The sequence below is a fragment of the Nostoc sp. C052 genome (assembly GCF_013393905.1).
Classification (GTDB): Bacteria; Cyanobacteriota; Cyanobacteriia; order Cyanobacteriales; family Nostocaceae; genus Nostoc.
Genome location: NZ_CP040272.1, coordinates 5823064 through 5837254, shown reverse-complemented (window position 1 = coordinate 5837254; position 14191 = coordinate 5823064). Strand labels below are relative to the sequence as shown.

Genomic DNA, 14191 nt, shown 5'->3' with positions numbered 1-14191 from the left:
AATTAGAAATGAATCAGCAGTTTTCAATGCCAACAGCGCTATGTCTACCCGTCCCTGATATTGAAGCCTTAATACACGGACGAACAATTGCAGCTTTACCAAAGATGTTTATTCGTCCTGGGCAAAGATTTGCACTTTATCCTGCTGACTCTTCAGGTTCAATAAAAGCTTGGGCGAAATGTGAACTTTGCCAAATTTTAGACGAGACTAAGCCATTAGATATTTTGTCTAAATTAACAATATGGACACCAAAAGTATTAAAGGAGATATTACAAAAACAACAGTATCTTTTCCTGGCTTACTTGCGCGTCTATCAGTTACCTCAGTTACAAGAAATATCAGTTAATCCCAACATTCAGGAAAAGCTAGGAAAATTTGTTAGTTTACCTAATTCTCTAACGGTTTCTGAAGCAAATCCAATTCTAAACGATCGCACCTTCGCCCAACGCAAACACCAGTTAGAAAAGCTAGAACCCCCGCTACATCGTGAATTGGAGGAATTGCAGAGTGCGATCGCATCTTTAACCATTAGCCAACCAGCAGCTAAACAATTAGACGACGACATCAAAGTATTTTTGGGTTGGAGCAGTGACAAGCTAATTAAGCAACCCGATCCAAATTTAGCTTGGATAAATGATATTGCAGCATTGGGCGATCGCAGTATCGAACAAGATGATAGAAAAACTAACTATCAAGCTGGTACAGATTTTGAAAATGTAGTGCGTGATAGCTTAGAGCTTCTGGGATTTACTATTGACTATGCTCACAAAGGCGGTGCGGGTGGTTTAGATTTATTTTGTTCCAAACCATACCCATTATTTGGTGAATGCAAAGCAGGTAGAAAGATTCCCAATGATACCGCAGTGCAACTATTGAATTTGGGAATGCTACGCCGACCAGACCTTTTTAATCAGGCTGCTAAATTAATTATTGGCCCTGGTGAACCAACAACCCAACTACAAGACGCTGCAAAAATACAAGGTATGGCTATCATTAAACCAGAAACGCTTCAGAAATTAGTCAAGTTACAAAGCAACTATCGCAACTCAGTAGACTTATTTCAGCTAAAAGAATATTTAAAAGCAGGTCAATCTGATGAGGAAGTAGAAAAATATATTGACCAAATTTATATAGAGATCAGCCTGCGATCGCAGATAATCACAGCAGTCAAAGAACTCTCTGAACAAGACAACGAAACTTCAAAAGCTATACATCCAAGTTTCACAGTTACAGAAATTCGTGTTCATTACAATGTTACTCATAATCCACGGCTAAATGATGAAGTAGTTCACGATTTACTAATAGAACTTTCCTCACCCTTAACAGGCTATTTAGGGCGAATTAAAGGTAGTGGTGGGAATAGCGATCGCTTTTACTTTCTCCGCGATTTACCTATTAATTAAAGATAGTACAATATATCTTTTTTCTTCTCTCTGCGTTCTCTGCGTCTTGGCGGTTCGTTTAAAAATAACTGAAGTGCGTAGGCGTAGGCAGCCAGAGTTATCGCTTTTACTTTCTGGGTAATTGATTAACGAATCTAAAATAAGCTAGGAGATAATTAGAAGTCAACTCAACTATCAACTTACTCATCTGATTCTGAAAATAAAGATTCCAAATTTTGATAACCACTAACTACACGGACAATTTAAATTCCACTATTTATAAGTCGATAAAGAATAATATAATTATCCAGAGGAACGCCACGCAAATCAGGTTTAATATTTCCGTAGCTGCGTCCCATACTGGGAAAATTGGCTAAATATTTACACTTTTTCTCAAACTTATTAATAAAATCCTCCCCAGCATCAATATTCACCCTGACAAAGTAATCAATAATTTCTGATAAATCCTGACTGGCTTTTGGAGAGATAATATGTTGATTCATCCTTGTAATTCTCTTGCTTTACGCAGTTTCTCTCGCAATTGTTCAACTACAAGTTCCCCATCAATACCTTCCCCTCTATCCAGTTGCTCAATAGCAACCTCAACTTTTTCGCGTGTTTCTTCAACCCACTGCTGATAACCTTTTTCCCACTCTAATAGTAACTTCAATGCTTTACTAATAACTTCTTCAGGATTCGCGTATCTACCTGTAGCAATTTGCGCTTCGATGATTTGCTCTAGTTCAGGTTTAATTTGGATATTCATGATTGATATTCCAGTTTATTGACAGCTTTAAGCTTATTTTAACAAAATTTAAAGTCAGATAATTTGAATAGCGTAGGCGTAGCCAGCCGTAGGCATAGCTTTTACTTTCTCCACGATTTACCTATTAACTAAAGATAGCAAGATATATCTCTTTTCTTACCTCTGCGTTCTCTGCGCCTCTGTGGTTCGTTTAAAAATAACAGAAGTGCAATTTTTTGCAGTTAATTCATTCATGAATAATTAATACTATATATTGACTTAATTGTATTTTATGAGAATAAATAACGAGCGTAAACATTGTAATATTTCGTTCTTTCTCAGTATATATTATTCCTAGTAACAAACTTTACAAAAAATTCATACTTAACCACTGTGTAACTTCATTTACATGAGATAGTAGATTTAGTACTGTCGAAGAAACACATTATACTTACTACACTGGTATTCATTGATCACAAATATCTACCAAGTTTAAAGCTTAGGCAAATGACCCATGTATTATCAAATTTGGAATTTCTTTCTTAAAGAAGATAAATACATTTATTGGAAAGAAAAAATAAAAGTTAACAAAAACTTTGACAAAGCTACATGGCAAAAAATTATTGATTTTTTGTCACTAGTAGAGCAAACTTTCCAGTTAAAAAGTCAACTAGCAGAAACCGATAGCCTTGAGCCTTTTCTCAAGCTAGCAACAGAAAATGGTTACAATTTAACCGCAGAAGAACTTGCCTGGTTTCTAATTACGAGAAGACAGATTTGGGATCTTTTTGATGTTGCACAAAAAATGCCATCTCTTAAAGAAGAATTGCTAATAGCTAAAGATCCACAGCAGTTTGTTGATATCGCTGCCGAAAACGGCTATTACTTTTGTGTAGATGAGTTAGCTTGGCTGTTAATTGAAATCAAATCATCTTCAGATTTAGTATCTATTAACAACAGTGTTGGAGAGATTCTTACGGTCTCAAGCTACGGCAGAATTGAAATAGGATACTGGATTTGGCTGGCAGAACATTGGGGAATCGTACCGCCATTCTGTCATCGGGATAAACCAGATAATTTATTATCTGAAAATACTAACAATCCTTTTTTACTTGATGGCTGTTTTTTACCCAAGAGTTACTTTAGTCAACGCCTCATGGTAACTAGTCATTAGTAATTACTTAGGACTAGCTCTTTCAAGGTGACTCGTAAAATTTATTGTTTTTTCTGTTTTCTGTGGCTCTATGGTCAAGACGAAAAAATAATTATTGTAGAGACGGCGATTCATCGCGTCTCTTGCCTTAACCGAACAGTATTGAGAACCCAGAGAGAAGTTAATTACGAATTACGAATTACGAATTACGAATTACGAATTACGAATTACACAGTGAAGCATCCTAGACGGAAGATATATCTTCTATCTAGGATGCTTCACAATAAAAAATTGTTGCAGATACAACAATTATAGATAAAACGTGATATTTAGACTAGAGCTATCAGCTAGCAGAAACCTTCAAACTACCGGGTTTCTGAAGATCACCTTGTAAAACTACACCTCGCTGATTGGCGTGGATATGACGCAAAATCTTGTAAATTGCCTCAACTTGATCTGATGCGCCTGCTTTCTCGGCGAGTTCGTCAAGAGAAAGGGGAGTTTTTTCTTTTTGTAGTACTGCTACCACTCGTGTTTGCAAATCCAGAATGGAGGCGGCAGCTTTTTTGCCAGCTTCTACCCCTGGTTGATGGTAGGCGTTGACATTAACCAAACTAGCGTATAAACCAACAGCGCGTTCATACAAAGCAATTAATGCCCCTACAGTTCGGGGATTAACTTGGGGAATCGTAACTGTAATGGAATCGCGGTGATTTTCATAAAGCGCTTGCCGGGTTCCTTGGAGAAAACCGGAAAGATAATCGCCTGATGTAACTCCCGGATCTATTTCAGTGGATGGGCCCTGACGATCTTCCAACACTTCGATGAAGGTAGCAAAGAAATTCGCTACACCTTCGCGTAACTGCTGGACGTAAGCGTGTTGGTCTGTTGAGCCTTTGTTGCCATAAACGGCGATGCCTTGATGGACAACATTACCGTCTAAGTCTTTTTCTTTGCCCAAGGATTCCATCACCAGCTGTTGCAAATAGCGGCTGAATAAAAATAAGCTGTCCTTGTAAGGTAGGACAACCATATCTTTTTCGCCCTTGCCGTTGCCAGTAAAGTACCAAGACAAGGCGAGTAAGGCTGCTGGGTTATTTTTCACATCTGGGACGCGGGTAGCGTCATCCATCTCTTTTGCGCCATCTAGGATGGCACGAACATCAATCCCCTGTAATGCGGCGGGTACTAGCCCCACAGCAGACATTTCTGAGGTACGTCCTCCTACCCAGTCATACATGGGAAATCTAGCTAGCCAGCCTTCATCTTTAGCCAGCTTATCGAGGTTGCTATCAACGCTGGTAATTGCTACCGCATATTGAGCAAACTCCAAATTGTGTCCAGCGTAGGCTTTTTTAACTTCAATCATGCCGTTGCGGGGTTCCGGTGTTCCCCCAGATTTGGAGATTACCAACACCAGAGTGCTAGCGAGGCTATTTCGCAGATGATTGAGAACGCGATCGATACCTGCTGGATCGTTGTTATCGATAAAGTGAAGTTTCAGGGGCGGGAAATCAGGAGCGAGAGCTTCCGCGACAAATTGGGGGCCGAGGGCGGAACCACCAATGCCAATGGAGATAATATCCGTAAAGCGGCTTGCTCTGGGAGGATGAATAGCACCTGTTTGGACTTTTTCCGCAAAGGCTTCGATTTGTTCTAGGGTTTGGACTATTTCTTGTGTAAGTTCCGGCGCTGGCGCTAAATCAGGATTTCGCAGCCAGTAGTGTCCAACCATGCGGTTCTCATCGGGATTTGCGATCGCACCCTTCTCTAGTTGAGCCATATCCGCAAACGCCTTGTCAAACTTCGGCTGCAACGATTCCACAAAGGCATCATCGAACCGTATCCGACTCACGTCTAAGTACAATCCCAATCCCTCGTGGAAATATAACCAGTTTTGGTATCGTTGCCAAAGTGCCCTAGCATCCATAGGGAAATCTCAAATAAAGTGTTTTTCAAAAACCAGTTTAATGTAAGGTTATAGCGATCCCTGCCTAGCCTTATACAGTTTACAGTTTTCAGTGTTCCCTTAACCGTGCCAATTTTAGATTTTAGATTTTAGATTTTAGATTAAAAATTATTTCGGTTGATGCCCCGCACTTCTTTACCAGTCGCTACCGCGAACGTGCCAAGAAAGCGAACGTGGGTGGAACAAATCCAAAATCCGCAATTCCAAAATTCAAAATTGATTGACTCCTCAGTTTAAACATCTGGCATAGGGATGACACGCAGAAATTTCACAATTTCACCCCTGATTTCTATACCAATCAGATAATTATCTAGGGTGAAGCGGTGAAAAATGCCTTCACCATCAAGCTGTCGTAGTTCTTGTAAATCACTCAACTGCCACTTTTGGGCTAACTCAATAAAAACAAAATCATACACCCGCTCGTAGGCGGCAGGTTCTAGATTCTTCAGGTCTAGTAAAAAAGACCTTGCATAGCGCATTTCCAGACTCACTGGGCGTTACCTTCACCAAAACTTGAGGGGCCAAAGAGTGCTGAGTTGAAAGTGCTGAGTGCTGAGTCAAGAACCAGTACTAAGACTTACAATTCAGTATATGGATCTAAATCCTCTGACTTTAGTTCTAAATAATAAATAAATTTCTTCCTAATCATAACTAATCCCTTAGTTTTAACTATGGGCTACTACTGGGCACTCAGCACTCAGCACTACTAAAAGCGCTGCTGAATTAGAAAAACATCAACAGTCTTACCGCTTCTTCATGGGTTAAGATATCCCACGGTTGCTGCGATCGCTTAACCTGTTGTATCGCTTTGAGCATATAAAAGTCATAATATAAACCTTCCAGAACGTTCCAAATGTCTTGCAAATCGTCATCACCTAATTGCTCGATTAGATGATGCATTCTCAGTCGCAGCAAATTCATACGTCAATTATTCCCTACCAGCAAACACCAACAATAGATAGTATTCCCATAAAATTAGCTACGCTCAAGCTACGCTAAAATTTATTCGCTTAGTGAGTGGGAGTGGGGAGTAGGGAGTAGGGCACAAGCGAAAATAACGATTCCCAATTCCCCATTCCCCACTCCCCACTCCCCACTCCCCATTCCAAAATATGGTTGACTATCTAATTTTCTTAGCAATTTCTACAGCACTTTTCGCTCTATTCGCACTCGGACTCAATTTGCAATGGGGCTTCACTGGACTCATTAACTTTGGTCATATTGCTTTCATGACTCTGGGAGCATATACAACCGTATTGTTAAGCTTAAAGGGTGTACCCCTACTGATATCGGCAATAGCTGGGGCAATTGTCGCCGCCTTGTTGGGTTTGATAATTGGTTTTGCAACTCTACGCTTACGGGAAGATTATCTAGGAATTGTCACCATTGGTACGGGCGAATTAATTCGCTTGGTGGTGAATAATCAAGATTTACCTGTCGGTGATACCTGGATTTCTGGGGCGTTTGGTGTGCAAAGTTATTCCATACCCCTATCCACAGAACCGAATTTGTTTGTCAGATTTGGGATGATTGGGTTGTTAACGCTGCTAGCTGCTGTAACTTTCTTTACCTTATGGCGATGGATTCGTACTACTCAAGTATCTCGGACTACTGATTTAGGCAAAAGGACAACTAGCAAGCAAGAATTCGTATCGCGTTTGGGTGTAGGAATTGTGTTAGCAATTTTGGCGGCAGCAATTTATATTTCCGGGGTGATTGGACTGTATAATTACAACCCAAAAGCGGGTTTAATGCTAGTGTTGCTGCTGGTTTTGGCACTTGTATACTGGCGGTTAGAAATTTTGGTGCGATCGCCTTGGGGTAGAATTCTCAAAGCCATCCGTGAAGATGAAGAAATTCCCAAGGCGCTGGGAAAAAATGTCTTTTGGTATAAATTACAATCATTAATGTTAGGGGGTGCGATCGCGGGTATCGCTGGTGCTTTCTTCGCTTGGCAACTGGGCGCTATTTACCCTGATAACTTTCAACCGCAAATTACCTTTGACACTTGGATTATGGTGATTTTAGGTGGTTCTGGGAATAACGTTGGCACAATCTTAGGTGCGGTAATTTTCTTTGCTTACGATGCGCTAACGCGAGAAGTCTTACCTAGAATCGTCCCCCTTGATGAAGCTCGTTTGGGTGCATTTCGGATCATGGTAATCGGACTAATTTTGATGGTACTGATGATTTGGCGTCCTCAAGGTATCTTAGGGAAAAAGGAGGAACTCACCCTTGGTAAATAACTATTCATCCCCACTTCCCCTTTTGGTAGCCACTGGACTTTCTAAAAGCTTTGGCGGTGTCAAAGCAGTTAATGAGGCGAAAATCGAAGTTGCTAAAGGCAGCATTACGGGCTTAATTGGCCCCAATGGTGCTGGAAAAACTACTTTATTTAACTTACTCTCAAACTTCATCCGCCCCGACAAGGGACGAGTGATTTTTGATGGCGAACCAATTCACAATTTGCAACCATATCAAATCGCCCAGCAGGGGGTAATCCGCACTTTTCAGGTTGCACGCACTCTTTCGCGGTTGTCGGTGTTAGAAAATATGCTGCTGGCGGCGCAAAAACAAACTGGTGAAAATTTTTGGCAGGTGCAGTTGCAACCGCACATTGTCGCCAAGGAAGAAAAGCAACTCGAAGAGCGAGCAATGTTTTTATTAGAATCAGTGGGCTTGGAAAAAAAAGCACACGATTATGCTGGTTGCTTGTCTGGTGGACAACGTAAGCTGCTAGAAATGGGACGGGCGTTGATGACTAATCCCAAGTTAATTTTGTTGGATGAACCAGCCGCCGGGGTGAATCCCAGGCTGATTGATGATATTTGCGATCGCATTATCACTTGGAACCGCCAAGATGGCATGACTTTTTTGATTATCGAACACAATATGGATGTGGTGATGTCCTTGTGCGATCGTGTTTGGGTACTTGCTGAAGGACAAAATTTAGCTGACGGTACACCCTCGGAGATTCAAACTAATCCCAAAGTTCTAGAAGCTTATTTGGGCAAATAAACTGCTATGAATTTTCTGTTTATGCGATTTTAGATTACTAGATGAAACTCGAATCCTGGTTTGCAATTTAGCGATCGCTAAATTGCAAAAGTGTAGGAATAATATTTCTACACTTTTCGGTGCGTGTTTGTCGTTGAAGAAGAGGCGATCGCACGATCAACAATATTTTATAGCGATCGCTCAATATTTAATTAGTACATAATTACCATTATTAGCTCACAACTTCCATCCCACCATCTAAACTATGAGAAAGCCCAAGAGTGGAGGCGTAGCATTATGGTAATCACTCCTAATACCGCATCTGAGGTCATCTACCCCGAAAGCGACGGACAACCAATGGCGGATAATACCAAGCAGTTTCGCTGGATAGTAACTATTAAAGAAAATTTAGAAATTTTATTTGCATCCCAACCAGATGTATTCATCGCCGGAGATTTATTTTGGTATCCAGTTGCAAGCAATCCTAACATCAAACAAGCACCAGATATTCTGGTAGTGTTTGGTAGACCCAAAGTAGATAGGGGCTCTTACAAGCAATTTGAAGAAGATAATATTCCGCCACAGGTGGTATTTGAAATATTATCTCCTGGTAATACAACTAAAGAAATGGCAAATAAACTCCTGTTTTATCAACGCTATGGAGTTGAAGAATATTACATTTACGACCCAGACCGAAATGAATTAACAGGTTTTCTGCGCTCAGAAGATTGGTTACAGGAAATTAATCAGATTCATGGATGGATAAGTCCCCGTTTGGGAATCCGCTTTGAACTCACCCCACAAACCCTAGAAATATATCGCCTTGATGGATATAAATTTCTTACACCTGTTGAGCTTGACCAAGTACGTACACAAGAACGTCAAGCTAAAGAAATAGCTCTCCAGCAACTAGAGGAAGAACGCCAACGATATCAAGATTTATTGACACGACTGCAAGAACGGGGAATTGACCCAGAACAACTCTTGTGAAAATCGAAAAGTTTAGATCCCCGACTTCTTAAAGAAATCGGGGATCTTGTTTGTTGTTGAGTTTCATTAAACTGTTCCCCTGCATCCAGGTTGAACAGCATTTGCAGAGTTTGCATATCTTGCTCGCAATTACATCATTATTTCAATCTTCGTTATTTTCTGCAAAATTGACTTGCTCATAAAGGTCGCGCAATTCAATCTGAAAATCAACTGTTTGCAGTGATAAAATTGCAGATTCATGTTCAAGTTCAGTGAATGACCATTGACTTTCCGCAGTTTTTACATACTGCATCACATGATACTGGTATTGGTCAATTAAAATATATTCCTTGAATTCGGGAATAGAGCGATAATAAAGAAACTTATCGCCCTGGTCATAATTTTTAGTCGATTTAGATAAAACTTCAGCAATTAACATCGGGTTCATAACCGTTGTTGTGCTAGTTCCTGTATAAATAGGTTGTCCCTCAATCACCATCACATCGGGATACGTATGCTGCCGATAACGGGGTATCCATAAACGTACATCACCAATATAAACATCATAATTTTTACGCCTTAAAGCAATTTTTAAGGATGCAGCTAAATTCAAAGCAATTTTATTATGATTTGTAGTGCCGCCTGTCATCGGTACAATTTCTCCATCACGGTATTCGCTTTTATATTCTGCTTTTTCTTCAATTTCTAAATACTCTTCAGGTGTGTAATATATTTTTTGTGTTTCTAACTGCATAAAAATACGACCTATGATTGTGCGGTTGCTTATTCATCTTTCATACCTATGTTATACGCCAATAAACCCCATCCTCTCGCTGCATTAACTGGCAAGCAATCAACTCCCGTCGCAGGGTGGCGCAGTCAGGATGGTAGCGCTTGAGAATGTCATTTACAAGGCGTTCAGGGTAGTTGACTCCGACATCAAACTGGTTTGTTAACCACTTAAGAATAACTAGGCGCTTTTTGCGACTAGCAGGAATTTCTTTGAGGCGGTCGCCCTCGAAATAGTTTTTCAACACTTTGCTTTCCCAAGCTTCAGTATCCACATCCCCAATCAAGGATGCTATTTTCTCAGGTGTAAAAATTTCCTTGCTAATGCTTTGCAAAGCCTCGCTATCCAATTGATATAGCCGACTATTACCTTCAGGGCGCATTGTCACCAAATTTAGCTCCTTCAGTTTCCCTAAATGATGAGATACTGTCGGTTCCTTGAGTTGCAGTAGCACCGCCAATTCTTCGACGCTGCACTCCTGATTCGCCAGGATACCTACAATCTTCAATCGGCTATCATCCGCTAATGCCTTGAAAAAGCGCAGTAATATGTTAAATTGCTCTGGCTGCATAACTAACTTCTAATTAGATATCTATCTAATTAGAAGTATATCTAATTTAAAACAAAAGATCCCCGACAACTTTTACGAAGTCGGGGATCTAACTTGTTGTTTAATTTAACTAAACTGTTCCTCTGCATCGAGGTTGAACAGCATTTGCAGAGTTTGCATACAGCGCCTTCTGGCTTCCACATCTTGCTGCGATCGCAATTGCACCATCGGGTCATGTAAAATTTTATTGACAATTCCCCGTGTTAATGCTTCAATCACCTCTTGATGTTTTTCAGCGAATTCCGAACCCAATCTCGATAAAGCTTTTTCTAACTCTTGTTCGCGGATGGTTTCGACTTTATTTCGCAGACAGCTAATAGTGGTAACAGTTTCTAAACTGCGCCACCAAATATCAAAGGCTTCCACTTCTTCTTCTAAAAGTCGCTCGGCTTCCTGTGCAATCTTGCGACGGCTTTCGTAGTTTTGTGCCACTACTGCCTTCAAATCATCCACATTAAACGCCTGCACGTTTTCTAATTCGTTTACATCCGTATGAACATTACGCGGCACAGAGATATCAAATAACATTAAAGAGCGCTGAACTTCTAAAACCATTTCCAATTTGGCGCGGTCAAGTATTGGCTCTGTTGCCGAAGTACTTGTAAATACCAAATCACTATCGGCAATTACGCTCATCATTTCCGATAGCGGATGAATATTGATCGGTTGCTGAGGGAATTGCTTTGTTAATTCTAGGGCGCGATCGCGAGAGCGGTTTACAATACTAATTTGTACAGCACCTTTAGAAAGTAGGTGTTGCACCAGCAACCGCGACATTTTACCAGCACCCAAAATTACCACTCGGCAAGCAGCTAAATTTGCCACTTTTATCTGTGCTAACTCCACAGCTGCCGAACTAATAGATACAGCCCCAGTACCAATACTAGTTTCAGTGCGAACCCGCTTACCAGCTGTTAGCGCTTGTTTAAATAATCGATTCAAAATGGTTTTTATACCGCTATATTGCTGCCCCAGTTTGTGAGTAGTCTTCACCTGAGCCAGAATTTGACCTTCTCCGAGAACCAGACTATCTAAACCACCTGCTACCCGCATCACATGCATCACGGCATCATCATGTAGCAGCATAAACAAATGCTGTCGCAAAGACTGCCCAGGTAACTTACTGAATTCTGCAAGAAACTGGGTAACTTCCCGGATACCTTGGTCTGCTTCACTGGTAACAATGTAAATTTCCAGGCGGTTACAAGTGCTAAGAATTGCAACTTCGTCTATATGGGGATAGCTAGCCAACTGAGCGATCGCACTTTCAATTTGTGATTCTGGAATGCTCAGTTTTTCCCGGACTTCTACTGGGGCTGTCTTATGGCTTAACCCCACCACTGCTATATTCATTTGCTAAATTGTAGTTACTAGTTGGTAGTTGGCAATCTGGTATTGAAGGAGAATAGGGAATGGGGAATTTTTGTTTCTTGGTTGATATTTTTGCAACCAACAATTAATCACTAACTACTAACTACTAACTACTGTAAGGGTAAGCATTTTGGTGACTACTTTTCTGTTTTATAGAAAGATTTTTTTCCTTATGCTTCGCCCCTACTTTTACCATTCCCCATTCCCTAAAAATTAGTTCAGTTGAAGAACTTTTGGTTCACCAAACAAGTGAATTGTGTCAACAAATCGAGCCGTTTTCGACTGGTTGGAAATAACCAAGCTTTGAGTTCTTGCCCCATCCTTGAAGAAACGCACACCTTGCATGAGATTACCAGTGGTAATGCCGCTAGCAGCGAACAGAATAGTTTCACCAGATGCCAGTTCATGAGCATCATAGACCTTATCGGGGTCATTGATATTCATAGACTTTAAACGCTCTATGTTGGCTTCTTTACTTTCTCCAATCAGACCTGTTTTTACTACTGCTGGATCGTAGATCAGTTGACCTTGGAAGTGTCCACCCAAAGCACGCATTGCTGCTGCCGAGATTACACCTTCAGGAGCCGCACCGATACCCATCAGCGCGTGGATATTAGTTCCAGCAAAACCACAGCTGATAGCTGCACCCACATCACCATCTGAAATTAGGGCGACTCTCGCTCCAGCCTCACGAATTTCTTTAATTAAATCGTTATGGCGTTCGCGCTTCATGACTACTACTACAAGTTCATCAATACCCCGGTCTAAAACCTCAGAGAGAATCTTCAGGTTTTCCGTGGCTGACTTGTTGATGTCTACCTTACCCTTAGCTGCGGGAGGTGCTGCTAACTTTTTCATGTAAAAGTCAGGAGCAGCAAATAATCCGCCCTTTTCAGAAATTGCCAACACAGCCATCGAACCAGGTTGTCCATAAGCTACCAAGTTCGTACCTTCACAGGGGTCAACTGCGATATCAATTTCAATTAGTTCATCTGGGTTACAGAAACTTTCAGCATTTGGTTGGGTACAGATACCAACTTCTTCTCCGATGTATAGCATCGGTGCGTCGTCGCGTTCGCCTTCCCCGATGACGATGCGACCACGCATGTGGATTTTATTCATCCGTTCCCGCATCGCTTCTACAGCTACCTGGTCAGCGATGTTTTTTTCGCCTTTCCCCATCCACTTTGCGGATGCGATCGCCGCTTGTTCCACTACTTCAATAATCTCTAACCCAAGTGTATTTTCCACAGAGTCTACCCTCTCAGCTGCTTGAATTTGCGTCGTTTCATCTGCCTATTTCAGTTTTCAAGTCTACCAAAGGGCGGATACACGTGGAGGAAAGTTAAGTTTTACTGCTAACTGGTTACAAAAGTGCCATTTAAGACATCCTTGTTTTTTACCCTTAGTATTTCAGTATAAAGCGTGTTCAAAATTAACTAAGTTAAAAACTATTACAAATGGGTAGCAGTTATTCAGTATCTATCTTTAGGTATAAAATAATGAAGAAAAAAGCTGCTAAATTCACTAAAAACTGAAAAACGAGGTGCAGAATAAAGAGCTTGTTAAATTAAGAGGTTAATCGTGTTTATCGACTACATCACCCTCATGTTAATTAACATGGTGGCTGGCTTATTTCTACTAGCTGACTATGTGTATCGTGGTATAGATAGTTCTAATCAAAGACAGTGGATTCCGGGTTTTGGAATTACGGGTGCGATCGCAGTTACAACTGGTTTACACATGAGCTTCACTTGGCCAGTTATCGGAAGCTTTAATATTGCCTTTGGTGAGACGAGTGTCCTATTTGGAATCTTGTTTATTGCAGCGGCGATCGCCCTGGCTCAAGGTTGGGATTTATTGACAATAGCAATTTACGGCTTCTTTGCTGGTGCAGTTGCGATCGTAGTCGGTATCCGCATTATCAACTTAAATTTGACAAAGCAACCGCTTTTATCGGGAATCGGCTTTATTTTAACTGGCTTAGGTGGTATTTTTGCCGCGCCAACCCTTTATTGGAAAACCAACCGAACCTGGCGGCTAATTGGCGTAGCAGTGCTGATAGTAGCCGCTCTAATTTGGGCATTGACTGGATATTTGTCTTACTGGAATCATTTAGAGAGTTTCCAAAAGTGGGTTCCAGCGCCGATGCGGTAAGCAATGTTCTAGGCTAGAAACATAGTTAAAACCTTGCTTAAGATCAAT

The 14191-nt window shown here is 41.0% G+C and carries 15 protein-coding genes; 6 read left to right on the top strand and 9 right to left on the bottom strand.

Annotation, left to right across the window (positions count from 1 at the left end):
- The first annotated feature begins 8 nt into the window (after positions 1-8).
- On the top strand, positions 9-1403 hold the full coding sequence (locus FD723_RS24135; RefSeq protein ID WP_179067626.1) for a DUF1802 family protein: 1395 nt from the start codon (positions 9-11) through the stop codon (positions 1401-1403).
- 242 nt (positions 1404-1645) lie between these two features.
- Here FD723_RS24135 and FD723_RS24130 read toward each other — a convergent pair whose 3' ends face one another.
- Complete coding sequence (locus FD723_RS24130; RefSeq protein ID WP_179067625.1) at positions 1646-1885, bottom strand: type II toxin-antitoxin system RelE/ParE family toxin; 240 nt, start codon at positions 1883-1885, stop codon at positions 1646-1648.
- Positions 1882-2148, bottom strand: a complete 267-nt coding sequence (locus tag FD723_RS24125) for a type II toxin-antitoxin system ParD family antitoxin (RefSeq protein WP_179067624.1) — start codon at positions 2146-2148, stop codon at positions 1882-1884. The genes FD723_RS24130 and FD723_RS24125 overlap by 4 nt, the downstream gene beginning before the upstream one ends.
- Before the next feature lie 493 nt (positions 2149-2641).
- Between FD723_RS24125 and FD723_RS24120 the strand changes: the two genes are divergently transcribed.
- Complete coding sequence (locus FD723_RS24120; RefSeq protein ID WP_179067623.1) at positions 2642-3301, top strand: Nif11-like leader peptide family natural product precursor; 660 nt, start codon at positions 2642-2644, stop codon at positions 3299-3301.
- 322 nt (positions 3302-3623) lie between these two features.
- On the opposite strand, the gene FD723_RS24115 is transcribed toward FD723_RS24120, so the two are convergent.
- From FD723_RS24115 to FD723_RS24105, 3 genes are all read right to left on the bottom strand, one after another.
- Positions 3624-5210 (bottom strand): glucose-6-phosphate isomerase, encoded by a 1587-nt coding sequence (locus FD723_RS24115; protein ID WP_179067622.1) that lies wholly within the window; start codon positions 5208-5210, stop codon positions 3624-3626.
- A 272-nt stretch (positions 5211-5482) separates the two neighbouring features.
- Positions 5483-5740: a cytotoxic translational repressor of toxin-antitoxin stability system gene (locus tag FD723_RS24110; protein WP_256874913.1), complete on the bottom strand. Its 258-nt coding sequence runs from the start codon at positions 5738-5740 to the stop codon at positions 5483-5485.
- Positions 5741-5972: 232 nt separating this feature from the next.
- On the bottom strand, positions 5973-6170 hold the full coding sequence (locus tag FD723_RS24105; RefSeq protein WP_179067621.1) for a hypothetical protein: 198 nt from the start codon (positions 6168-6170) through the stop codon (positions 5973-5975).
- A gap of 191 nt (positions 6171-6361) precedes the next feature.
- Between FD723_RS24105 and FD723_RS24100 the strand changes: the two genes are divergently transcribed.
- From FD723_RS24100 to FD723_RS24090, 3 genes are all read left to right on the top strand, one after another.
- Positions 6362-7495, top strand: a complete 1134-nt coding sequence (locus FD723_RS24100; RefSeq protein ID WP_179067620.1) for a branched-chain amino acid ABC transporter permease — start codon at positions 6362-6364, stop codon at positions 7493-7495.
- Complete coding sequence (locus tag FD723_RS24095) at positions 7485-8267, top strand: ABC transporter ATP-binding protein (RefSeq protein WP_179067619.1); 783 nt, start codon at positions 7485-7487, stop codon at positions 8265-8267. The genes FD723_RS24100 and FD723_RS24095 overlap by 11 nt, the downstream gene beginning before the upstream one ends.
- Before the next feature lie 276 nt (positions 8268-8543).
- On the top strand, positions 8544-9236 hold the full coding sequence (locus FD723_RS24090; RefSeq protein WP_179067618.1) for a Uma2 family endonuclease: 693 nt from the start codon (positions 8544-8546) through the stop codon (positions 9234-9236).
- Between the two features lie 142 nt (positions 9237-9378).
- Here FD723_RS24090 and FD723_RS24085 read toward each other — a convergent pair whose 3' ends face one another.
- From FD723_RS24085 to glpX, 4 genes are all read right to left on the bottom strand, one after another.
- The gene (locus FD723_RS24085; protein WP_179067617.1) at positions 9379-9969 is read right to left on the bottom strand and encodes a Uma2 family endonuclease; all 591 of its coding nucleotides are present in this window, start codon (positions 9967-9969) and stop codon (positions 9379-9381) included.
- A 46-nt stretch (positions 9970-10015) separates the two neighbouring features.
- A complete protein-coding gene (locus FD723_RS24080; protein ID WP_179067616.1) occupies positions 10016-10576 on the bottom strand; it encodes a metalloregulator ArsR/SmtB family transcription factor in 561 nt (186 codons plus the stop codon).
- A gap of 105 nt (positions 10577-10681) precedes the next feature.
- Complete coding sequence (locus tag FD723_RS24075) at positions 10682-11968, bottom strand: glutamyl-tRNA reductase (protein ID WP_179067615.1); 1287 nt, start codon at positions 11966-11968, stop codon at positions 10682-10684.
- A 231-nt stretch (positions 11969-12199) separates the two neighbouring features.
- Entirely contained in the window at positions 12200-13237 is a 1038-nt protein-coding gene (gene glpX, locus FD723_RS24070) for a class II fructose-bisphosphatase (RefSeq protein ID WP_179067614.1), read from the bottom strand.
- Between the two features lie 333 nt (positions 13238-13570).
- On the opposite strand from glpX, the gene FD723_RS24065 reads away from it, so the two are divergent.
- Positions 13571-14143, top strand: a complete 573-nt coding sequence (locus tag FD723_RS24065) for a DUF981 family protein (protein WP_179067613.1) — start codon at positions 13571-13573, stop codon at positions 14141-14143.
- Positions 14144-14191 lie beyond the last annotated feature (48 nt).

Coding starts and splice junctions, on each gene's coding strand:
- FD723_RS24135 (WP_179067626.1), top strand. CDS start 9: ATGAATCAGCAGTTTTCAATGCCAACAGCGCTATGTCTACCCGTCCCT.
- FD723_RS24130 (WP_179067625.1), bottom strand. CDS start 1,885: ATGAATCAACATATTATCTCTCCAAAAGCCAGTCAGGATTTATCAGAA.
- FD723_RS24125 (WP_179067624.1), bottom strand. CDS start 2,148: ATGAATATCCAAATTAAACCTGAACTAGAGCAAATCATCGAAGCGCAA.
- FD723_RS24120 (WP_179067623.1), top strand. CDS start 2,642: ATGTATTATCAAATTTGGAATTTCTTTCTTAAAGAAGATAAATACATT.
- FD723_RS24115 (WP_179067622.1), bottom strand. CDS start 5,210: ATGGATGCTAGGGCACTTTGGCAACGATACCAAAACTGGTTATATTTC.
- FD723_RS24105 (WP_179067621.1), bottom strand. CDS start 6,170: ATGAATTTGCTGCGACTGAGAATGCATCATCTAATCGAGCAATTAGGT.
- FD723_RS24100 (WP_179067620.1), top strand. CDS start 6,362: ATGGTTGACTATCTAATTTTCTTAGCAATTTCTACAGCACTTTTCGCT.
- FD723_RS24090 (WP_179067618.1), top strand. CDS start 8,544: ATGGTAATCACTCCTAATACCGCATCTGAGGTCATCTACCCCGAAAGC.
- FD723_RS24085 (WP_179067617.1), bottom strand. CDS start 9,969: ATGCAGTTAGAAACACAAAAAATATATTACACACCTGAAGAGTATTTA.
- FD723_RS24080 (WP_179067616.1), bottom strand. CDS start 10,576: ATGCAGCCAGAGCAATTTAACATATTACTGCGCTTTTTCAAGGCATTA.
- FD723_RS24075 (WP_179067615.1), bottom strand. CDS start 11,968: ATGAATATAGCAGTGGTGGGGTTAAGCCATAAGACAGCCCCAGTAGAA.